20 protein-coding genes and 2 pseudogenes are annotated in these 16,969 nt (G+C 67.0%); 10 read left to right on the top strand and 12 right to left on the bottom strand.

What is annotated here, in order from left to right; all coding sequences use genetic code 11:
* Position 1: 1 nt before the first annotated feature.
* Positions 2-607 carry a thioredoxin family protein gene (locus ABH933_RS21915; protein ID WP_429428500.1) on the top strand — a complete coding sequence of 202 codons (606 nt, stop codon included), beginning with the start codon at positions 2-4 and terminating at the stop codon, positions 605-607.
* A 71-nt stretch (positions 608-678) separates the two neighbouring features.
* Positions 679-1,713 (top strand): hypothetical protein, encoded by a 1,035-nt coding sequence (locus ABH933_RS21910; protein ID WP_429428502.1) that lies wholly within the window; start codon positions 679-681, stop codon positions 1,711-1,713.
* Between the two features lie 25 nt (positions 1,714-1,738).
* Here the strand turns inward: ABH933_RS21910 and purN are convergent, their stop codons facing one another.
* Positions 1,739-2,353, bottom strand: coding sequence for a phosphoribosylglycinamide formyltransferase (purN, locus tag ABH933_RS21905; RefSeq protein ID WP_429428504.1), 615 nt, complete (start codon positions 2,351-2,353; stop codon positions 1,739-1,741).
* Positions 2,354-2,408: 55 nt separating this feature from the next.
* Positions 2,409-3,452 carry a carbohydrate kinase family protein gene (locus ABH933_RS21900; protein ID WP_429428506.1) on the bottom strand — a complete coding sequence of 348 codons (1,044 nt, stop codon included), beginning with the start codon at positions 3,450-3,452 and terminating at the stop codon, positions 2,409-2,411.
* Positions 3,453-3,864: 412 nt separating this feature from the next.
* Here ABH933_RS21900 and ABH933_RS21895 point away from each other — a divergent pair, with 412 nt between their 5' ends.
* Entirely contained in the window at positions 3,865-4,449 is a 585-nt protein-coding gene (locus tag ABH933_RS21895) for an NUDIX hydrolase (RefSeq protein WP_429428508.1), read from the top strand.
* Positions 4,450-5,112: 663 nt separating this feature from the next.
* Here ABH933_RS21895 and ABH933_RS21890 read toward each other — a convergent pair.
* Positions 5,113-5,466, bottom strand: coding sequence for a hypothetical protein (locus tag ABH933_RS21890; protein WP_429428510.1), 354 nt, complete (start codon positions 5,464-5,466; stop codon positions 5,113-5,115).
* On the opposite strand from ABH933_RS21890, the gene ABH933_RS21885 reads away from it, so the two are divergent.
* Positions 5,456-5,758, top strand: a complete 303-nt coding sequence (locus ABH933_RS21885; protein WP_429428512.1) for a glycosyltransferase — start codon at positions 5,456-5,458, stop codon at positions 5,756-5,758. The genes ABH933_RS21890 and ABH933_RS21885 overlap by 11 nt on opposite strands.
* A 193-nt stretch (positions 5,759-5,951) precedes the next feature.
* On the opposite strand, the gene ABH933_RS21880 is transcribed toward ABH933_RS21885, so the two are convergent.
* Together ABH933_RS21880 and ABH933_RS21875 are read right to left on the bottom strand one after the other, a co-directional pair.
* Positions 5,952-6,299 (bottom strand): class I SAM-dependent methyltransferase, encoded by a 348-nt coding sequence (locus ABH933_RS21880; RefSeq protein ID WP_429455091.1) that lies wholly within the window; start codon positions 6,297-6,299, stop codon positions 5,952-5,954.
* A 117-nt stretch (positions 6,300-6,416) separates the two neighbouring features.
* Positions 6,417-7,376 carry a phosphotransferase family protein gene (locus ABH933_RS21875; protein ID WP_429428514.1) on the bottom strand — a complete coding sequence of 320 codons (960 nt, stop codon included), beginning with the start codon at positions 7,374-7,376 and terminating at the stop codon, positions 6,417-6,419.
* 443 nt (positions 7,377-7,819) lie between these two features.
* Between ABH933_RS21875 and ABH933_RS21870 the strand changes: the two genes are divergently transcribed.
* From ABH933_RS21870 to ABH933_RS21855, 4 genes are all read left to right on the top strand, one after another.
* Positions 7,820-8,422, top strand: coding sequence for an AAA family ATPase (locus ABH933_RS21870; RefSeq protein ID WP_429428516.1), 603 nt, complete (start codon positions 7,820-7,822; stop codon positions 8,420-8,422).
* Positions 8,423-8,509: 87 nt separating this feature from the next.
* Entirely contained in the window at positions 8,510-9,277 is a 768-nt protein-coding gene (locus ABH933_RS21865; RefSeq protein ID WP_429428518.1) for a D-alanine--D-alanine ligase family protein, read from the top strand.
* A gap of 60 nt (positions 9,278-9,337) precedes the next feature.
* Positions 9,338-9,865, top strand: coding sequence for a C39 family peptidase (locus ABH933_RS21860; RefSeq protein ID WP_429428520.1), 528 nt, complete (start codon positions 9,338-9,340; stop codon positions 9,863-9,865).
* 123 nt (positions 9,866-9,988) lie between these two features.
* Positions 9,989-11,263 (top strand): UDP-N-acetylmuramoyl-tripeptide--D-alanyl-D-alanine ligase, encoded by a 1,275-nt coding sequence (locus tag ABH933_RS21855; RefSeq protein ID WP_429428522.1) that lies wholly within the window; start codon positions 9,989-9,991, stop codon positions 11,261-11,263.
* 64 nt (positions 11,264-11,327) lie between these two features.
* Here ABH933_RS21855 and ABH933_RS21850 read toward each other — a convergent pair.
* From ABH933_RS21850 to ABH933_RS21840, 3 genes and pseudogenes are all read right to left on the bottom strand, one after another.
* Positions 11,328-11,664: pseudogene (locus tag ABH933_RS21850) on the bottom strand (transposase); the annotation flags it as partial.
* Between the two features lie 30 nt (positions 11,665-11,694).
* Positions 11,695-12,522 (bottom strand): AAA family ATPase, encoded by an 828-nt coding sequence (locus ABH933_RS21845; RefSeq protein WP_429428524.1) that lies wholly within the window; start codon positions 12,520-12,522, stop codon positions 11,695-11,697.
* On the bottom strand, positions 12,509-12,931 hold the full coding sequence (locus ABH933_RS21840; RefSeq protein WP_429428526.1) for a hypothetical protein: 423 nt from the start codon (positions 12,929-12,931) through the stop codon (positions 12,509-12,511). Before ABH933_RS21840 ends, ABH933_RS21845 begins: the two co-directional genes overlap by 14 nt.
* Before the next feature lie 468 nt (positions 12,932-13,399).
* Here ABH933_RS21840 and ABH933_RS21835 point away from each other — a divergent pair, with 468 nt between their 5' ends.
* The gene (locus tag ABH933_RS21835; RefSeq protein WP_429428528.1) at positions 13,400-13,612 is read left to right on the top strand and encodes a hypothetical protein; all 213 of its coding nucleotides are present in this window, start codon (positions 13,400-13,402) and stop codon (positions 13,610-13,612) included.
* A gap of 41 nt (positions 13,613-13,653) precedes the next feature.
* Here the strand turns inward: ABH933_RS21835 and ABH933_RS21830 are convergent, their stop codons facing one another.
* Together ABH933_RS21830 and ABH933_RS21825 are read right to left on the bottom strand one after the other, a co-directional pair.
* Positions 13,654-14,136: a UDP binding domain-containing protein gene (locus tag ABH933_RS21830; RefSeq protein WP_429428530.1), complete on the bottom strand. Its 483-nt coding sequence runs from the start codon at positions 14,134-14,136 to the stop codon at positions 13,654-13,656.
* A 9-nt stretch (positions 14,137-14,145) separates the two neighbouring features.
* Positions 14,146-14,226: pseudogene (locus tag ABH933_RS21825) on the bottom strand (hypothetical protein); the annotation flags it as partial.
* On the opposite strand from ABH933_RS21825, the gene ABH933_RS21820 reads away from it, so the two are divergent.
* Entirely contained in the window at positions 14,215-14,616 is a 402-nt protein-coding gene (locus ABH933_RS21820) for a hypothetical protein (protein ID WP_429428532.1), read from the top strand. The pseudogene ABH933_RS21825 and the gene ABH933_RS21820 sit on opposite strands and share 12 nt — an antisense overlap.
* Before the next feature lie 290 nt (positions 14,617-14,906).
* Here the strand turns inward: ABH933_RS21820 and aspS are convergent, their stop codons facing one another.
* Both aspS and ABH933_RS21810 read right to left on the bottom strand, forming a co-directional pair.
* A complete protein-coding gene (gene aspS, locus ABH933_RS21815) occupies positions 14,907-16,196 on the bottom strand; it encodes an aspartate--tRNA(Asn) ligase (RefSeq protein ID WP_429428534.1) in 1,290 nt (429 codons plus the stop codon).
* 316 nt (positions 16,197-16,512) lie between these two features.
* Entirely contained in the window at positions 16,513-16,890 is a 378-nt protein-coding gene (locus tag ABH933_RS21810; RefSeq protein WP_429455090.1) for a GFA family protein, read from the bottom strand.
* Positions 16,891-16,969 lie beyond the last annotated feature (79 nt).

The raw sequence follows: 16,969 nt of genomic DNA, 5'->3' as shown, positions 1-16,969 counted from the left end.
CATGGTGAAAACCATCTCCCGACCCGGCGACCTCGGCGCGCGGATGCCCGCGTTCACCCTGCCCTGCGCGCACGGCCACACCCACACCAGCACCGACCTGCTCGGCGCCAACGGCACCCTGGTCATGATCATCTGTAACCACTGCCCCTACGTCCAGCACATCGCCGACAGCCTGGCCGAGCTGACCGGCGACCTGGCCGAAATCGGTATCAGCACCATCGCGATCAACCCCAACGACCCCGCCCAAGCCCCCGAGGACAGCCCCGAAGGCATGCGTGCCGCGACCATCCGCTACCGGTACCAGTTCCCCTACCTGATCGACGAAACCCAGGACATCGCACGCGCATTCGGCGCGGTCTGCACCCCGGACATCTTCCTGTTCGACCGCGGCCAGCGGCTGTACTACCGCGGGCAGCTCGACGACAGCCGCCCCGGGAACTACCTGACCGTCACCGGCGACAGCCTCAAATCCGCGGTGGCCGACATGCTTTCCGGCAAACCCGCCCCCACCGATCAGAAACCCTCGCTGGGATGCAGCATCAAATGGCGCACCGATGCTCCGAACGAGGATGGGGCACAGCCACTTCCGTCGACAACCAAACTGTAAACCCTGGTGCGGCCCGCCCGCTCGCAGCGGGCCGCACCGGCGCCAGTCCCTTCTTCGACCGGAAGACCACCATGACCTCGGTACTCGAATCCGATCATCAAATCCTCACCGATCTGCGTGCACTGCTGGCCTGCGACGCGCCCCAGCAGTTCGTCCCGCACACCCTGACAACCCCGGTCCGCGATATCTGCGCCAGGCTCGACCTTCCTGCGCCGCAACTCATTTCGGGTAACCTCGTCGTCGGCGATCTCGACGCCGCCGAATATGTGCTCTCGGCTCACCTGGACGAAGCCTCGTTCAGCGTCACCACCGTCGGCGACGGCGGTGACGGCTCGCAGATCACCTTGGCTGCATGCCACCGCCTCGCACCCGGATTCGACCACGCCGAGATCACCCTGCTCGGCATCCGCGACACCGCCTCGGCCACCCTCGGCCACAGCCTGGTCCGTTCGGCTGCGGACACCGTCCTGGTCGCGGAGACCGACGCGGATATCCGGCTGGGTGACCGCGCGGTGTATCGGCGGCCGGTCACTCTCGAGGGAAATCTGTTGACCGCCAAGGCGGTCGACGATCGCGTCGGTGCCGCGATCGCCCTGCACGCTGCGCACCGGCTCACCCGTGCCGGGCTCGCGGTGGCGGTGGCACTGTCCGACGGCGAGCAGAACCGGCCCGACAGTTACTTCTCCAGGACCTTCCCCCACCTGCTGCGCCGCATTCGCCCCGAGGCGTGCATCGTGTTCGTCGACGGGATGTTCGATCAAGGGTTGGCCCGCGACGGCATCCACCGCCCCCACCCCGGCGCGCTGGTGGTGCCTCACTCCGGGGACGGCGCCGGCTACACCGTGGCCCCGGACATGTTCGCGCTGTTGCGGGACACGCTCATCCCCGACGCCGCACAGGCCGGCATCGACGTCCGAGTCAGCGGCGCGTACCACTCCCGCGGCGACGACTGGGGCATGGTCACCAACCCCTGCGGAACCCAGCACCAAGCGTTCTTCGTCAGCTTCGGCGGCCAAGGCCCAACCCCGGCCGCGCGCACCATCGATCTGACCAGCCTGCGCGAATGCATCAGGTTCATCGACTTCGCCGCACAACGCCTGTCCTGACCCGCCCCTGATGGGCGGGCCGCCGTCAGGGCCTGATGTGCATGTAGAGGCGTTGCCCGGTCGCGATCTGGCGCACCGTCGCCGGCAGGAGCGTGTGCTCGGCGGCGAGCACACGCGCGCCCAGCGTCTCCACCGTGTCATCGGGCAGGACCGGCACCTCGAGCTGCGCGATCGTCTCGCCGGTGTCGTAGTCGGCATCCACCGCGTGAATGGTTGGGCCGCTCACCGTATCTCCGGACGCGAGTACCGCTTCGTGGACGTGCTGGCCGTACATGCCCTGCCCGCCGAACTTGGGCAACAAGGCTGGGTGAACGTTGATGATCCTGCCCGTGAACTCCTTGCGCACCCGGGGCCCGAGCTTGCGCATATAGCCGGCGGTCACGATCCAGTCGATCTCGTGCTCGACCAGTACGGTCCGCATCGCCTCGTCCAGCTCGTCTGGATCCGGATGCGTCCGGCCCGACAGGTGCGCCGACGCGATCTGCTGCTCCTTCGCGAACGCGATCGCTCCGGAGCCGCTGTTGTTGCTCACGATCAGGCCGATCGAGAAACCGGCCCCCTCATCCTGGGAGGCGGCGTGCAGGGCGCGAAGGTTGGTTCCGTTGTGCGAGGCGAAGACGGCGATCCGCAGGTCGGGCATGCCCGATAGTCTTCCACACCCGGGCTCGGCACTATCGGCCCGACCTCGGCAAACATCACCCTCCGTCCGGTGTGGGCGGGGCTGGGCGCGAGCCGCAGATTCCGCAGCCACCAGCGTCCGATTCCGCCGCTGGCAGCATCGACACCACGCCGGGCAGATGCCCGCGCGGGCCGACCGCTCCCAGCGCCACCGGCAGAGCGGCCACGGCGTGGGTGCACCAGTGACGCACGGTGTCGGGATCGGCGCGGATCGGGCCATGGCGGTGCCCGGATCCGAGCATGGCCGCGATAAGCCCGCCCAGGAACGCATCACCGGCACCGACCGGATCCAGCACCTCGCAGTCGGGCGCGGGAATCTCGAACCGGACGGTGTGCTCGTCGCGGCCGTCGAGGGCGCGCAATCCTCGCGCGCCGTCGGAGATCACGACCAGACCGCGGCCCAGCGCGGCCATCCCCGCGGCGTCGAACCCGCGCCGCCGGGCCAGGAATCGGGCGACGGTCGCCTGCATCACGATCACGTCGAAGCAATCCAGTTGCGAGCCAAGCACTTCCGCAGATCGGGGATACAGGTATCCCGGGTAGCCGATGTCGATGACGGTGGTCCATCCCCTCGCGCGCAGCCAGCGCGCCCAGCGCACCGTGGTCACCGTGAGCTTGTCGACCACCAGCACCGCAGCGGGCAAACCGAATTGTTCCGGCCCGCTGAGGATTTCGCGATTGGCTTCCAACGGCGCGGTCGCGGGCACACCACCGCAGGCGGGGCACCGGGGCCGGGTGAGGTATTCCCACCCGTTCCCGTTCCCGTTCTCGGCCGGGATGGGGTAGTTGTGCATGGTCACCGTGGCCGTTGCCGCGACCCGGTGGATCCTGGTCATGTCGATGCCCAGCGCGGTGTTGTCCGCGATCGCGACATCGGCGCGGGCATCATCGCCCGCCACCCCGATCCCCCCGGTCGGATACCGGTATTCGGCGCTGATGGTGGCCAGCGCATTCCACACCGACCCGCCCCCGCGTGATCCGGCATACGCCAGACCACGCGGGGGCTGCGCGGTGAAGTGCGCGTCGTGGACCACACGGCCCAATCCCCACACCGCGGGCATGCTTGTCCCAGGGACGCCGCGGAGGGGCGGGCAGGCTCGTGCGGTCCGGATATCGGGCTGCCGGGCAGACTGCGCCCGAGGCGATACGGCCGAACTGTGGGTGCGCCGAATACGTTCAGAATCGGGATTACAGCCTGGTCGGGTTAGTTTCTGACAATACTGGAAATGAGTTGTATCGGTCATAATGATTCCTTTCGGTCGTTACCCATCAATCACCCCCGGCCGCGTTCCAAACCCCGGGCACGCGGATCTCGCGCCCGCTCCATCCTCCGAAACTTCTCAGCATGCTCAGCAGCTTCAATCTCCTGCGCCCGCGTCATTTCTGCGGCGGGCGACTTCTCAGGCGGTTCGGACCCAGCCGGTAGAGTACGGCCGTTCCCGCTCGCCACACGCTTTCGACGGAGGACAACTTATGGCGATCAGCGACTCCGATATCCTGGGCACGCTCGCCGCCTACGTGGAGCGCCACCCGGACGAGGCCGCGCACCTGTCCGAGCCGATGCGGTTGCTGCGCCACGGACAGGATTTCGCTTCCCGACGGACCTTCCCCATGCACGTGACCGTCGGTGCTCTGTTGGTCCGCCATCATGTCGAGGTTCTCTTGGTGCGTCACAGGGCTTACGGAGAAATTCTCCTGCAACCAGGAGGCCACGTCGAGCAAATCGACGCCACACTGATCGATGCGGCCGTGCGCGAGCTGGCGGAGGAGACCGGGCTCGACCCCGGCGCCGTTGTCCCAGCATCACCGAACCCCGTCTACATCGAGTACGGCCAGGTTCCAGCTCGGCTGGCCAAGGATGAGCCAACGCACCATCACCTCGATATCGGGTACTGCTTCACCACGGTGCACGCTGACATCGGGCACATTCAGCTGTCCGAGGTGACCGCCGCCGCGTGGTATCCCCTCGCTGAGGCCGAACGCCTTGTCGGGCCTCGTATAGCACGAGCACGCACTGCCCTGGGACGGTTGACCAGTCCAGTGGCCCAACAAGATTGACGATGTTTTGCTTGCACTGCGCCTTGTTGGGCTGCGGAGCCGCACCACTACCTGAGTGACATACCCGCCTGTTGGCAGCGAATTCTCTGGTCGCAGGACCGCACCCGGATCCGGCGGGATCAGGTGCGGTCCTGGTTTACCAGCTACCGTTCGGACTCGTTGCGGTCGGCAGCATCCTCTGCACGGTCAGCGAAACCGCTGGTCGCGGTGTCGCTCTCTGGATCTCGGTCGGCAGCCTCGGAAATCCGGTCGGCAGCCTCACGATCCATCGGGGTCCCACTGCTGCTGGCTGATTTGCCCATGATCATTGCTCCTTCTCGGACGCTGGCGGCCGGGCACCAACCCGGCGGCCGGAAACCGGCCGCCATCAATGGATGTGGTGGATTGTCACCGGCCACGTGGGCATAGCCTCACGTTCCGGCTCCCAGCGCCGGCACAACCGGACGCGAGCCTGGAGCAGTCGCCGCTCGTTCTGCTGTGGCCGACCACAGGAAGGCCATCTCATAGAGAGGAAATGCTAGCCAGCGTCCGGCCGCGACTACGCCATCGCCAGCTCCCAGCACATGTTGCGCAACACCCTCATAGTCTCACAGTCACGGCGATCACGGGGCAACAATCGGGACCGCACCCGCTTACCCCCCACTTCAAGGCACAACTGCGCGGTCACTGAAATACGGTCGCGGGGTGGGATTCTCGAGCGATCACTGCGCTCCGGAAGGCGTTCCACTCTTCCTGATCGAAGATGAATTCCGTTCCTTCCAAAGCGATTACGTGCCAGAGCTGGTTGTCGGTAGAGACCTTGACGCAGCCGTTGGCATTGGTGAAGCGGTCGGTGGCGACTTCGTGTTGCCACAGATTCCATTGGTCGGTCGTGAAGAGGATTGCGGGGCTGTCGGTGATCTCGATGTGCTGAATGCCAGTGGCGTTCTCGATGTCCCTGCCGGAGCGCGTGATGCAGTGTGGGCGGCCACCGATATCGCCACCCAACCCAGCACCGTCGAAGGGCTTGGCGTGCATCGACGCGATGCACGCCAGCGTCCCGGTCGTTGCCTTCGACACCCATGGGCTGCGTGAACTGGTCACCCCCGGCACCGGCCTGCTGGCCGATACCGCCGATCCGGCCACCTACGCGCGAGCATTGGACGCGCTGGCCGATGCCCCAGCGCTTCGGCGCACTCTGGGCCAGGGTGCCCGCGCCACGTTCGGGCTCGACCGTGCTGTGAGCGGCACCTTGGCCGCCTACACCGAGGCCATCGCCCTCCACGGCCGCGGATCGGCTCATCCCAGTCCCGCGGGGAGGGTGTCGTGACCAGTCATGGAGGCTCGCAGACCTTGGGGGTTTTCGGCCCGCTCCCGCCGCAGCCCAGCGGAGTCGCTACCTAAATCGCCGACTCGGTGCCGCATCTGCGCGAGCGTTTCGATCCGGTGTGCGTCAACGGCGAATCGCGCTTACCCCATGACTTTTCGCTCGTGCTGTATCACCTGGGCAACAACGCCATGCATCATGGCGCGCCCTGCACGCCCGCCCCGGACCGATCACCAAAGCCCCGCCCTGTCAGTACTTTGCGCCAGGCGCGTAGTGCGGACTCGTCGTCGGCGGATGTGGGTAGGGTGCCGAAGCTGGTCCAGAGGTTCACGATCGCATCGAAGGGGCCCGCTGGTGGGGTGCGCATATCGGCGCGGTGGAACCGGACCTGCGGCCACCGGTCGCGGGCACGCCGGATCTGGTGCTCCGAGAGGTCGACACCATCGACGCGGTAGCCCAGCGCGTGCAAGCGACCAGCGTGGCGGCCCCATCCGCAGGGCACGTCGAGGATCCGCGCGCCTGCGGGGAGGGGCACGAAGGTCAGGAGGTTGTCGATGTCTTGGTCGGTGGTGTCGTATTTGCCCAGGCGACGGAATGTTTCTTCGAATCCGTCGTCGAAGAAGCCGGCGACTCAGTCGGGTGTGTCTATGAGGGCGAGCTCCTATGAGGCGGGGTTCCAATACGGTTCGCAGGCCAGGATTCCCGCTGCCCATTGGTAGTGGCCGGTGTCGGAGATCGGCCGGTCGGGCTCGGGGTACAGGTCGCACGTGGTCACCGCGGCGATCAGGAGGTAGTCCAGCAGTCGGCGGCGCTCGTCGGCGGTGAGTCCGGTGGCCGCGGCGGCGAGCAACCGGTCCCGGGCCGCGTGGTGATCGGGTTCGTACATGCGCCAGAACCCGCAGGCGGCGGCGAGATCGTAGAGCGGGTCACCGATCAGGGTGAAGGTGCCGAAATCGATGACACCGGTGACGGTCTCGTGGTCGGTCATGAGGATGTTGCCCGGGTACAGGTCGCCGTGCACGACCGCTTCGGGGCCGTCGTAGCGGCCGGTGAACCGGTCCAGCAGTTGCGTGAGCCGGGTGTCGATGTCGGGGACATCCTGGCGCAGGATCGGCGCGACGGCAGGCCATTTCGCTGTGATGAGGGCGGTGACGAAGGCGTTCCAGTCTCCGGTATCGGCGGGGTCTGCTGGTGCAGGGAACAGGCGGCGCCGCCCCAGCGGCGGGTCCAGCCTCACGGTCGCGAGCTGGCGCACGGTGTGCAGGTAGAGCTGTTCGAGCTGAGGATCCTCGGCATCGCGCGCGTGGGTGTCCATCGTGGTGCCGGGGATGCGGTCTTCGACCGTGGCCAGTAACTCGTCGTGGCGGGTGACCGAGCGGATGCGGGGCACCGCCCACGACACCGCGGAGGTGTCCAGGCGCTGGTAGAACTCCGCCAGGATCTCGAGGTGGGCTTGCTGGTCGGGGTTGGGATATACCTTGAGGACCCGGTCGGTGCCCAGCGCCCAGACGCGGGCCTGGGTGCCCTCGGCTAGAGGCGTGGCACCGGCGAGCCCGTAGTCGGTGAGGAGCTGTTGCTCGGCGGCGGTGCCGAGGGCGGATGTGTCGCGGTGAATGATCATCGGTGTCCTCCAGTCTTCAATCCGTTGCGCCGACGGCAGTGTTCATGTGATCGCGCGACCCGCAATCAAGATTGCCCCATACCGCAGCGGGATGACTGGAAGGCACTTGGTGGGACGCGATTACCTCGCTCTCGACCGCTGTCGAGGCCGACGTGGACGTGGTGCCCGAGAACGCCCGGATCGTCTGCGACCAGTGCCGTCGATCGTGGGCGGACCTGTGCCACAACATGTGCTGAGCCACCGCTGCATCCCTATCGAGCACCCGAACCCCCGTAGGGAACTCCTCCTAGCAACTCGGGCATTGCTGGTCACGGGCACTTGGGGGCGGCAATACTGGAGTTGCCGTCCGCTGCGGTTGTCGATGGTTCGAGATGCCGAATCCCTGGGGCAGGGTGTGGAACCCGAAATGGTTCGCCCATCGCTGTGACCTGCGACAATGCCGCATGCCCACTTCCGCGCAGAACCCGGTGATCGCCGTCGTGAGCGGCCCTCCCGGATCGGGTAAATCCACCCTCGCCCACGCCCTGGCCGAGCGCATCGGCATTCCGGCGATCATCCGCGACGAGATCAAACAGGGCATGGTCGCCGCCACCGCGCCCACGAGCGACGGCGACTACGACGACCTCAACATTCCCGTCCTACACACGTTCTTCGATGTGCTGACCGTGCTGGCCCGCAGCGGTGTCAGCGCGGTCGCCGAAGCCGCTTTCCAGGACCGGCTCTGGCGCCCGAACCTGCTGCGGGTGGCTGAGTTCGCCGAGATCCGCATCATCCACTGCACCGCCCCGCAACAGGTGCTCCACGATCGGATCGCCCATCGCGCCGAGCACGACGCCCACCGGCGCGCCCACAACGACGCGGGCCTGCTCGCCGAAATCGCCGCCGGAACACGCACCGCCGAGTCCTTCGTGCCCGTGAGCATGGCCGTCGCGCAGATGACCGTGGACACCACCGACGGGTACGAGCCGGATCTCGACGCCATCGCACAGTTCGTCACCACGCCCGGCGAGGCCAGCCCCCGGCCGGCGGGTGAAACGATCCGGTGATCGGCGGCGCGCCCACAAGCGGGTTCGGTTAGAGTCTGCCGCTATGGGTTCCCGGACTCGCAAGACCACGGACGCCTGCAGGGGGTGATGGACTGGATCCGGAAACCGTTGTGCGGCAGCCCGGTCGCGGCGTGCGCGATCGCCGCGGACAAGACGCTGTGCAAGCGGTTCATGACCGCGCTCGGAGTACCGACACCACCGGCGCGGGTGTGCCGGCCAGGCTCGACGGTGCCGTGGCACGGGCCGGTGATCGTGAAACCACCCGCGGGCGGGTCGAGCGTAGGAATGAGCCTGGTCCACGAACCCGCTGCTCTGCCAACAGCTTTGGACGCCGCGTGGAGCGTGGACCCGTCCCCGGCACTGGTGGAGGACTACATCCAGGGCGCCCCGGTCACCGTCGGCCTGCTGGAACTGCCGGACGGGCTACTGGTGCTCCCGCTCCCGCCCGTGGCCACCCTCGTCCGCAGCGGAGCCGAGTTCTACGACGCGGCAGTGAAACTCGATGCCGCCGCGCAAGCCCCGGTAACGCTCGAGCGCGCCGAGTTCCCAGCCCCGGTCCCCGAAACGCTGATGCTTCAGTCGCGGCGGCTGTGGGACGGGCTCGGATGCCACGGAGCGATCCGGGTGGATTTCATCGTCACCGAGGCTGGACAGGCGTATGCGCTGGAGGTGAACACCACCCCGGGCCTGTCCCGGGAATCGAATTTCCTGACCGCGGCCCGCTGGTGTGGGCTGGACCTCAAGCAGGTGGTACTGGCGATGATGCATGAAGCCCTGTCGCGGCCGGCGTACGATGTGCCCTTGCCTGTCCCGGCCTTGGCGGGGACAGCGGCACTGTACCCACCGGCTGCCTGATACCCGGCCCCCTTGTTGCGGAGGTTCGTCCTGCCTGTGTCCGTAGTCCACGATGTCCCGATGTGTCGGCAGCTGATCACCGAGACCGAATGGGCCCAGCACGACGGCCCCGCACTGGGGGACCGCATGGAATGGTCCAACCGCGCCTGCGGCATGGCGGCCCTACGCATGATCCTGCTCGCCCACGGCGGCCCCGCACCGACCGTGACTGAACTGTGCCACCTGGGCGTGGCCCGCGACGCACTCACCCCTCGCGGCTGGCTACACACCGGAATCGCTGACCTGGCAACCGAATTCGGCGTCCCCGGTCACGCAGAACCGGTCACCGTCGAAGAACTGCCCGCCACGATCACCCGCGGCCCATTGATCATCAGCGTGACCGAGCAGTTCCCCGTCGACGGCCGCCGTGGAGGCCATCTGGTCGTCGCCCACGGATTCGACGACGGCGCCGACCCGATGATCCTGTTCCGCGACCCGTCCGCGTGGGGGCAGAACCACCGGCGGGTCCCGCTCGCCCGGCTGGCCGTCTCCTACACCGGGCGCGCGATCACGTTCACCAACCCGCAGCCGGTGGAGGTGATGGCATGATCGCGCTCACGCTGGCCGATATCGCCGCGGCCGTCGGCGGTATACGACGCCCCCGACCCGCACGTTCAGGTCACCGCCCCCAGCTCCGCCGACTCGCGCACCATAGAGCCCGATGGGCTGTTCGTGGCAATCGCCGGCGCTCGCGTCGACGGCCACGACCACGGCCCCGAAGCCATCGCCTCCGGGGCCGTGGGCGTACTCGCCGCGAGACCGGTCGGCACCCCGGCAGTCGTGGTGCCCGATGTCGTGGCCGCCCTGGGGCGGCTCGCGCACTATGTGCTGGGACACCTCGATGTCCGAGTACTCGCGGTGACCGGATCCTCGGGCAAGACCACCACCAAAGACCTCCTCGCCCATGTCCTGGCCCGGCACGGTGAAACCGTCGCTACCCCAGGCAGTTTCAATACCGAGGTCGGATTGCCCTTGACCGTGCTGCGCGCGAAACCCACCACTCGCTTCCTGGTGCTCGAGATGGGCGCGCGCCACCTCGGCGATATCGCCTATCTGACCGGACTGACCCCGCCCAGCGTGGGAGTTGTCCTGAACGTCGGTACCGCCCACGTCGGCGTGTTCGGCAGCCGCGAAGCCATCGCGGACGCCAAAAGCGAACTCGTGCACGCACTTCCCCCCGCCGACCAGGGCGGCCAGGCCATTCTGAACGCCGATGACGACCTCGTCGCCGCGATGGCCACCCGCACCACCGCGGCCGTACTCACCTACGGCACCACACCCACGGCGGACGTGCGCGCCACCGACATCAGGGTCCACGCCGGCCGCCCGGCGTTCACCCTGCACACCCCCGACGGAACTACCGCGCCAGCGACACTGCAACTGCTCGGCGCGCACCAGGTACACAACGCCCTGGCCGTGGCAGCCGCGGCCTTCGGCGTCGGCATGAGCACCGACGCCATCGCACACGGACTATCCACCGCCGTCCCGACGTCCACCGGCAGGTTGGAGATCCTGGAGCACGAGAGCATCACGATCGTCAACGACGCGTTCAACGCCAACCCCGACTCGGTCCACGCCGCCCTCGACACCCTCGTGACCCTCGCCGACGGACAACGGCGCACGATCGCCGTCCTGGGCGACATGCGCGAACTCGGCGATACCAGCACCCAAGCTCACCACGACATCGGCGCCCGGGTCGGCGAACTCGGCATCAACATACTCATCACCTACGGCCACACCATCGACATGCACACCTTCGCCACCGCGGCACGTGGCACTGCACCCTCTATGCGCGTCATCGAGTGCGTCGACGACCTACAGGCGTTACACGAATTACTGATTGATCTGCTCGATCACGGCGACATCATATTGATCAAGGCATCCCGATCAGTCGGGCTCGAGCGCTTCGGAAACACCTTCCACGCAGCGGTGTCAGCAGGTACCTGAATCGCCCTGCGAGCTCCGGTACGCCCGTCTGGGCGGGGTGCAGTGGTGACCGGTCCGGCTGTTTGTTCTTGAGCATGGCGTAGAGGACGTCGCAGCGGCGGCGGGCTAGGCAGATCAGGGCAGCGTTGTGCCTTTTTGCCCTCGCCGCGTTTGCTGGTGTAGTAGGTGCGGCTGGCGGGGTCGCTGAGTGAGGCGAACGCCGAAAGGAACAGTGCGCGTTTGAGTTTGCGGTTTCCTGAGCGTGAGAGGTGTTCGCCGGTGATGGAGGTGCCGGAGCGGCGGGTGACCGGCGCGATGCTGGCGTAGGCGGCCAAATGTCCTGGTGAGGCGAATGCGGAGACGTCGCCGATCTCGAGCAGGATGCGGGCGCCGGTCCTGACTCCGACGCCGGGCATCGAGGTGCTGGTGGAGTTCGCTGACACGCGAGGGTGTCAGTTGGCGATGACGAGGTCCACGACCGAGCAGGCGAGCTCGCGCAGCCCGCTGTCGAGTACCCCGGTCCGATAGGCATCCCAGTCCGTGAGTTTGCCGGCGTCGCGGGCGAACCCCCGTTCACGCATCCGTGCACGGATTTCGGCCTGGGTGGAGTCGATCCATACGGTGGTCACCGGTACCGGCTCGTCGAGGTTCGCGATCGTGCAGAGGTGTTCGCGCAAACTTGTCCCGTGATCCGCGGCCTGCTGGATGGTGCCCAGGAATGGGGCGTCCATCACCACCGGGTACTTGGCTGCGACCCTCAGCCCTGTGCGGATCAGCCCGGAGTAAAGATGTGGCGCTACAACGGATTTGTACACGTCGCTGTCACGATCATTCGGCTGGGTCAGCACGGACATCACCGACACCTCGAGGTCGTGCGCGTACTGGTCCTTGTCCAGCACGACCGCGTCGGTCAGTGAGGCCAGGAACCGTGCGGTGGTTGATTTTCCGGATGCAGGGAACCCGCAGCACACGATCGCGCCAGTGCCGTTCAGATATTTTGCGCACTGACGCAGCGCAGCCTGGGTCATGGGGCCGAGCTCGATAGACATGATCACGTCTGTGCCGCAAGATAATCGCTTGTGCCACAGACGGTCAGCGGATTCCGCGTCCTGCGGGCGCTGACAGCGCCCGCGCCGCTCCTGGTATTGGATCGCGCCAGCAGCTTGCGGGGCGAGAGGGCCTTGCGTCGAGTCGCTGGCAGTGCTGTCATGAGCACAGTTCCCTGTCAAGTGCATCTGTTCAGCGGTACGACAGGGCACGTGCTCCTCATCGGCCGACATGCCAGCATTCATAGTTGCGTAGCGACGCCATGAGCTGACGCCATTCCGGGACAGGGTGGGGTGCGCTGGCGATCGGGTCACGGGGAGCGTGGGCGCCAGCGACGACGACGCTTTCGAATGCGTGCCAGCATTCCTGGTGCCCGCAATGGGCGCAGACGTTCGGATTGAAACTGCGCCCGCGCTCGCGGCGCTGCCCCAGTAGCGTGGCGGCGTCGGGTCGGCCAGCCGCGGTCAGTACGCTGCGGGCGATGTGTACCGGCAGTTCCTGGTCGGTGGCGATCGCTTCGACGGTGCCGTCGCGGCCAAGTGCACGCGCTTCGACCGCCCACACCCACTGTTGGCGAGTTCCGCACCGGGCACAGACGTGCGGGTACCCCATGACGTCGACGAGCAGTGTTGATTTCCCCATGTATCGAGACTGCCATGCCGACAGTGACAACTCACCGTGATTCGCTTGCACTGCACCCTCTTTCGCAGGACTCGCGGGTGCATGTGGCTACCGCCGATCCGCTACGCCGGGTCCGCCGGTATCGACACGACACCATCTCGGCGGGTCGCGGGTGCCATGTCGACCCCCGTGTGGCCCAGGTCGGGTTCCCCACCAACACACCGTCTCCCACCATCGTGTGAACCACAGTAATGTCGGCGTGGTGGCGGGGCCGATCGATGAGACAGCGCGGTGGGCGAGATCACTGAGCGACTGGCTGCATCGGGACAGCATCGCGGGGCTGCGGAGCGTGGACGCGACTGCGCAGATTACCGAGAGCACGATCCGCTGGGCACGTCGCCAGAGCCGGTGGAGACGTTGGACGGTGGTACGGGAAGCCGAAGCGCTCACAACGCACACTGCCGGGTCCGGTCGCGTGTACGGGGGCGGGTGGACCTGCTGTTCGAGCGTCCCGGCAGGCGGCCCGCGATCGCGGTTGAAATCGATCGCGGCAATAAGCAGTGGTCGGTGACGAAGCTGGCCGCCGAGGCCGATGCCGGCAACATTGCACTGTGGGTTCGATGGAAAGGCGACACGATCATCCCGGTGCCCGCCAGCATCGGATTGGTCGATATTCGCGCGACCGGCATCACCGCCGAGTGACCTGATCGGGTCAGGCGGGGGTAGTTGTCGGCCGTCACTATTTACGTGCGGAGTCCGGGTGCATGGTATGTCCATTCGGCTGCTCGCCACGGTGCGGGATCGAGGCTGTTTCGCCCGTCGATGATGGATCGGTGGCGCACGATCCCGGTGAGGTCGTCGGGGTGCAGCATCCGGAACTGGTCCCATTCCGTCAGTAGCACAACAACATCGGCGTCATTGCAGGCGTCGGTGATGGTGGTGGCGTAGGTGAGGGCGGGGTATGCGCGTTGGGCGTTGTCGAGCGCTTGCGGGTCGTAGACGGTGATGTTGGCGCCGCGCTGCTGGATCGCGGCTGCGACCGCCAGGGCGGGTGAGTCGCGTACATCGTCGGAGCCGGGTTTGAACGCTGCCCCGAGGATGGCGATGTCGGCGTCGAGCAGCTCGTCGCCACAGGCGTGGGCGACCAGATCGACCAGTGCGTCGCGGCGGTGCAGGTTGATCCGGTCGATCTCGCGCAGCAGGGTTGCGGCATACGCCGCGCTCACGGTGGCGGCCTGTGTGGTGAGCGTACGCAGGTCCTTGGGCAGGCAGCCGCCGCCGTATCCGATTCCGGCGTCGAGTCCGTGACGGCCGATGCGCTGATCATGGCCGAGAACCTCGGCGACAGTATGCGCACCCCACCAGCAGGCCCCTTCGACGCGATCGTGAACCTCTGGACCAGCTTCGGAACCCTGCCCACCTCCGCGGACGACGAGTCCGCACTACGCGCCTGGCGCCAAGTCCTGACCCCGGGCGGGGCGTTGGTGATGGAACTGACCACCTTCGAAAACGCGCACGCCACCAACAACGCCGGCGATCCGGCCACCGGGACGAAAACCGTTGTCGTCAACGGAGTTCGCGAAGATGCCGTCTTCGACTGGGAACACGCGATATCGACCAACACCTACACTCGCGGCGATTGGTCACGCACCTGCGTCACCCACCTTTACACCCGCGGCCAGCTACACGACATGTCTGGTGGCTGAGGAGCGCCGTCCGCCGACTCCGCGGAACCCTGCAGCGACAGAGATGAAACCACGCTTCGCCACATCGCCGGGGGGGCGCCCCGGCGGCCCCCCCGCGCGGGGGGGGGGGCGGGGGGGGGGGGCGGCCGGTGGGGGGGGGGCGGGCACCACCCGGCGCGCGCGCGGGGTGGGGTGGCGGCGCCGCCGCCCCCCCCGCCGCCCACCCCCGCCACCCAAACTCAAAACCCCCCCCTCCCCCCCCCGGGGGGGGGGCCGCGGGGGCGCCCCCCCGGCGATGTGGCGAAGGCGGGTCAGGGGCTCAGACGGTTGAGGTCGCGCGGAAACAGCGCGGCGCGCCGGATGTTGTCGGTGCCGGTGAGCCGCGCTACCCATCGCTCGAGACCGATGGCGAACCCGCCGTGCGGAGGCATCCCGTGCCGGAACGCCTGCACGTACGGCTCGTAGTCCGTTGCCGATTCGCCGCGTTGGGCCAGGGCGTGTTCGTAGGCGTCGGCGGTGTGCAGGCGTTGGCCGCCGGTGCACAGTTCGAGCCCTCTGAACAACAGGTCGAACGAGTTGGTCCATCGTGGGTCGCCGGGTTCGGGCTGGGTGTAGAACGGCCGCTTCACCGCGGGGTACCCCTCCACCGCGAGGAACTCCGAACCGTGCTCGCGCCGGGCCCACTCGCCGAGCCGGCGTTCGTGGTCCGGGGCGAGGTCCGGTTCGTCGGGGCCCGCGCCGACCAACGCGAGCGCGTCACGGAAGTGGATCACCGGAATCTCCTCGGGCACGCTCGGCAGGTGTATGCCGCTCGATGCCGTTGTCTGAACGGTCTCGGTGACTTCGGTGAGCATCGTCTGCAGGACATCGCGCAGCACGGCGAGCACGTCGCGGTGGTCGTGGATGAATCCGAACTCGACATCGAGGGATACGTATTCGGCGAGGTGGCGGGCGGTGTCGTGCGGTTCGGCACGAAACACCGGCCCGGTCTCGTAGACCCGCTCGAAAACGCCCACCATCATCTGCTTGTACAGCTGCGGGGACTGTGCCAAGTAGGCCGCGCGTCCGAAGTAGTCCAGTTCGAACACGTTCGCACCGGACTCTGTAGCCGAGCCCACAATTTTCGGCGTCTGGATCTCGACGAACCCGCGCCGGTCCAACAGAGCACGGAATCCGCGCAGCGACGCGGCAGCGATCCTCCACATCATGCTCTGTGCCGGGTGACGCCACAGGACCGGCGCATGATCGAGCAATACCGGCAGACTCACCTCCGAGGGGGGCCGCCACAGTTCCACCGGTGGTGGCAGCGCGGGCGGGCTGAGTGTGGTGATCACCGGCTCGATGAGCTCGACGCCGCCAGGGGCCTTCCCGTTGGCAGCGATACTCCCTTCTACCGTGACCACGGTCTCTTCCGGCACGTCGGCGAACAGGCGGCCGGCAGCGTCTCCGGCGACCACGGCTTGTGCGAGCCCGGTGCGGTCGCGCACGACCAGGAACGCGATGCCGCCCAGTCGGCGGCGTCGATGGACCCAGCCCTGGACAGCGACTCGTTCTCCGATGGGGATCGTCGGCAGGGCATGAGCCAGTGTGCGTTGCATCATGAATGGGCACCTCCTCGATGGAATTCCCGAGGGGTGTGGGCGATCGGGGTGCTCGCGGTGCCACCACACCTTCGCCGACCGGATCAGTCGGCCTCCGTGTCGGTCCCACTGCTGACGGCTGACCGGTACCGGAGCAGCTCGGAGTTCGTCAGGCTCGTCACCGCCACTCACAACAGAGGCTACAGGCGCAGGTGAGGGTTCGTCGCGACCTTTTCACCGCGTCCTGCCGGATCGTCGCCAGCACAGGTCCGTCGCCGTTGCCCGAGGAGCCGCACTCGCGTTCCTCGGGCAGCGACCAGCCGGCCTGCGGTATGAATCAGTCCTGCGCGCCCACAATCGGCAGCCACGGAACAGCGTTGGGGCGGAAGCTCTGGCGCTCAGGAACCAGATCACTGTGGTCGTCCAGACTCATCATCGTGACTCCGACCAGTTCCGCGTCCCCGTCGTCCTGGGCCGAGACCGAGCTTCCGCAGATGCCGCAGAAGCCGCGCTGGGAGTCCGGGAATGTATTGAACCAGGTCGGTTCTCCACCTGGACCGGTCCATTCGAAACCCTCGCGGGGGAAATCGACCCACGACATCACCGGGCTGCCGGACAAAGTTTGACAGTGGACACAAGAACATAAATGTGGGAATTGCACCTTCCCGGATGCTTGATACCTGATGTTGCCGCACAAGCAGCCGCCGGAACGCATAGTTGATATGTCCTTTCGTGTGAATTTGCTGAATAGATCGGGCTGTGGGAACGTATTCATGCGCCGGATCAAAGTCCTT

Origin of the sequence: Nocardia sp. GP40 (assembly GCF_050434125.1) — a bacterium.
Taxonomy (GTDB): Bacteria; Actinomycetota; Actinomycetes; order Mycobacteriales; family Mycobacteriaceae; genus Nocardia; species Nocardia albiluteola.
Note: the sequence above shows the minus strand (reverse complement) of the source record. Positions and strands in the feature narration are given on the sequence as shown.

Excerpts from the sequence above, each read along its gene's own strand:
- ABH933_RS21915 (WP_429428500.1), top strand. The coding sequence starts at position 2 with ATGGTGAAAACCATCTCCCGACCCGGCGACCTCGGCGCGCGGATGCCC.
- ABH933_RS21910 (WP_429428502.1), top strand. The coding sequence starts at position 679 with ATGACCTCGGTACTCGAATCCGATCATCAAATCCTCACCGATCTGCGT.
- purN (WP_429428504.1), bottom strand. The coding sequence starts at position 2,353 with ATGCCCGACCTGCGGATCGCCGTCTTCGCCTCGCACAACGGAACCAAC.
- ABH933_RS21900 (WP_429428506.1), bottom strand. The coding sequence starts at position 3,452 with ATGCCCGCGGTGTGGGGATTGGGCCGTGTGGTCCACGACGCGCACTTC.
- ABH933_RS21895 (WP_429428508.1), top strand. The coding sequence starts at position 3,865 with ATGGCGATCAGCGACTCCGATATCCTGGGCACGCTCGCCGCCTACGTG.
- ABH933_RS21890 (WP_429428510.1), bottom strand. The coding sequence starts at position 5,466 with ATGCACGCCAAGCCCTTCGACGGTGCTGGGTTGGGTGGCGATATCGGT.
- ABH933_RS21875 (WP_429428514.1), bottom strand. The coding sequence starts at position 7,376 with ATGATCATTCACCGCGACACATCCGCCCTCGGCACCGCCGCCGAGCAA.
- ABH933_RS21870 (WP_429428516.1), top strand. The coding sequence starts at position 7,820 with ATGCCCACTTCCGCGCAGAACCCGGTGATCGCCGTCGTGAGCGGCCCT.
- ABH933_RS21865 (WP_429428518.1), top strand. The coding sequence starts at position 8,510 with ATGGACTGGATCCGGAAACCGTTGTGCGGCAGCCCGGTCGCGGCGTGC.
- ABH933_RS21860 (WP_429428520.1), top strand. The coding sequence starts at position 9,338 with ATGTGTCGGCAGCTGATCACCGAGACCGAATGGGCCCAGCACGACGGC.
- ABH933_RS21845 (WP_429428524.1), bottom strand. The coding sequence starts at position 12,522 with ATGTCGGCCGATGAGGAGCACGTGCCCTGTCGTACCGCTGAACAGATG.
- ABH933_RS21840 (WP_429428526.1), bottom strand. The coding sequence starts at position 12,931 with ATGGGGAAATCAACACTGCTCGTCGACGTCATGGGGTACCCGCACGTC.
- aspS (WP_429428534.1), bottom strand. The coding sequence starts at position 16,196 with ATGATGCAACGCACACTGGCTCATGCCCTGCCGACGATCCCCATCGGA.
- ABH933_RS21810 (WP_429455090.1), bottom strand. The coding sequence starts at position 16,890 with ATGCGTTCCGGCGGCTGCTTGTGCGGCAACATCAGGTATCAAGCATCC.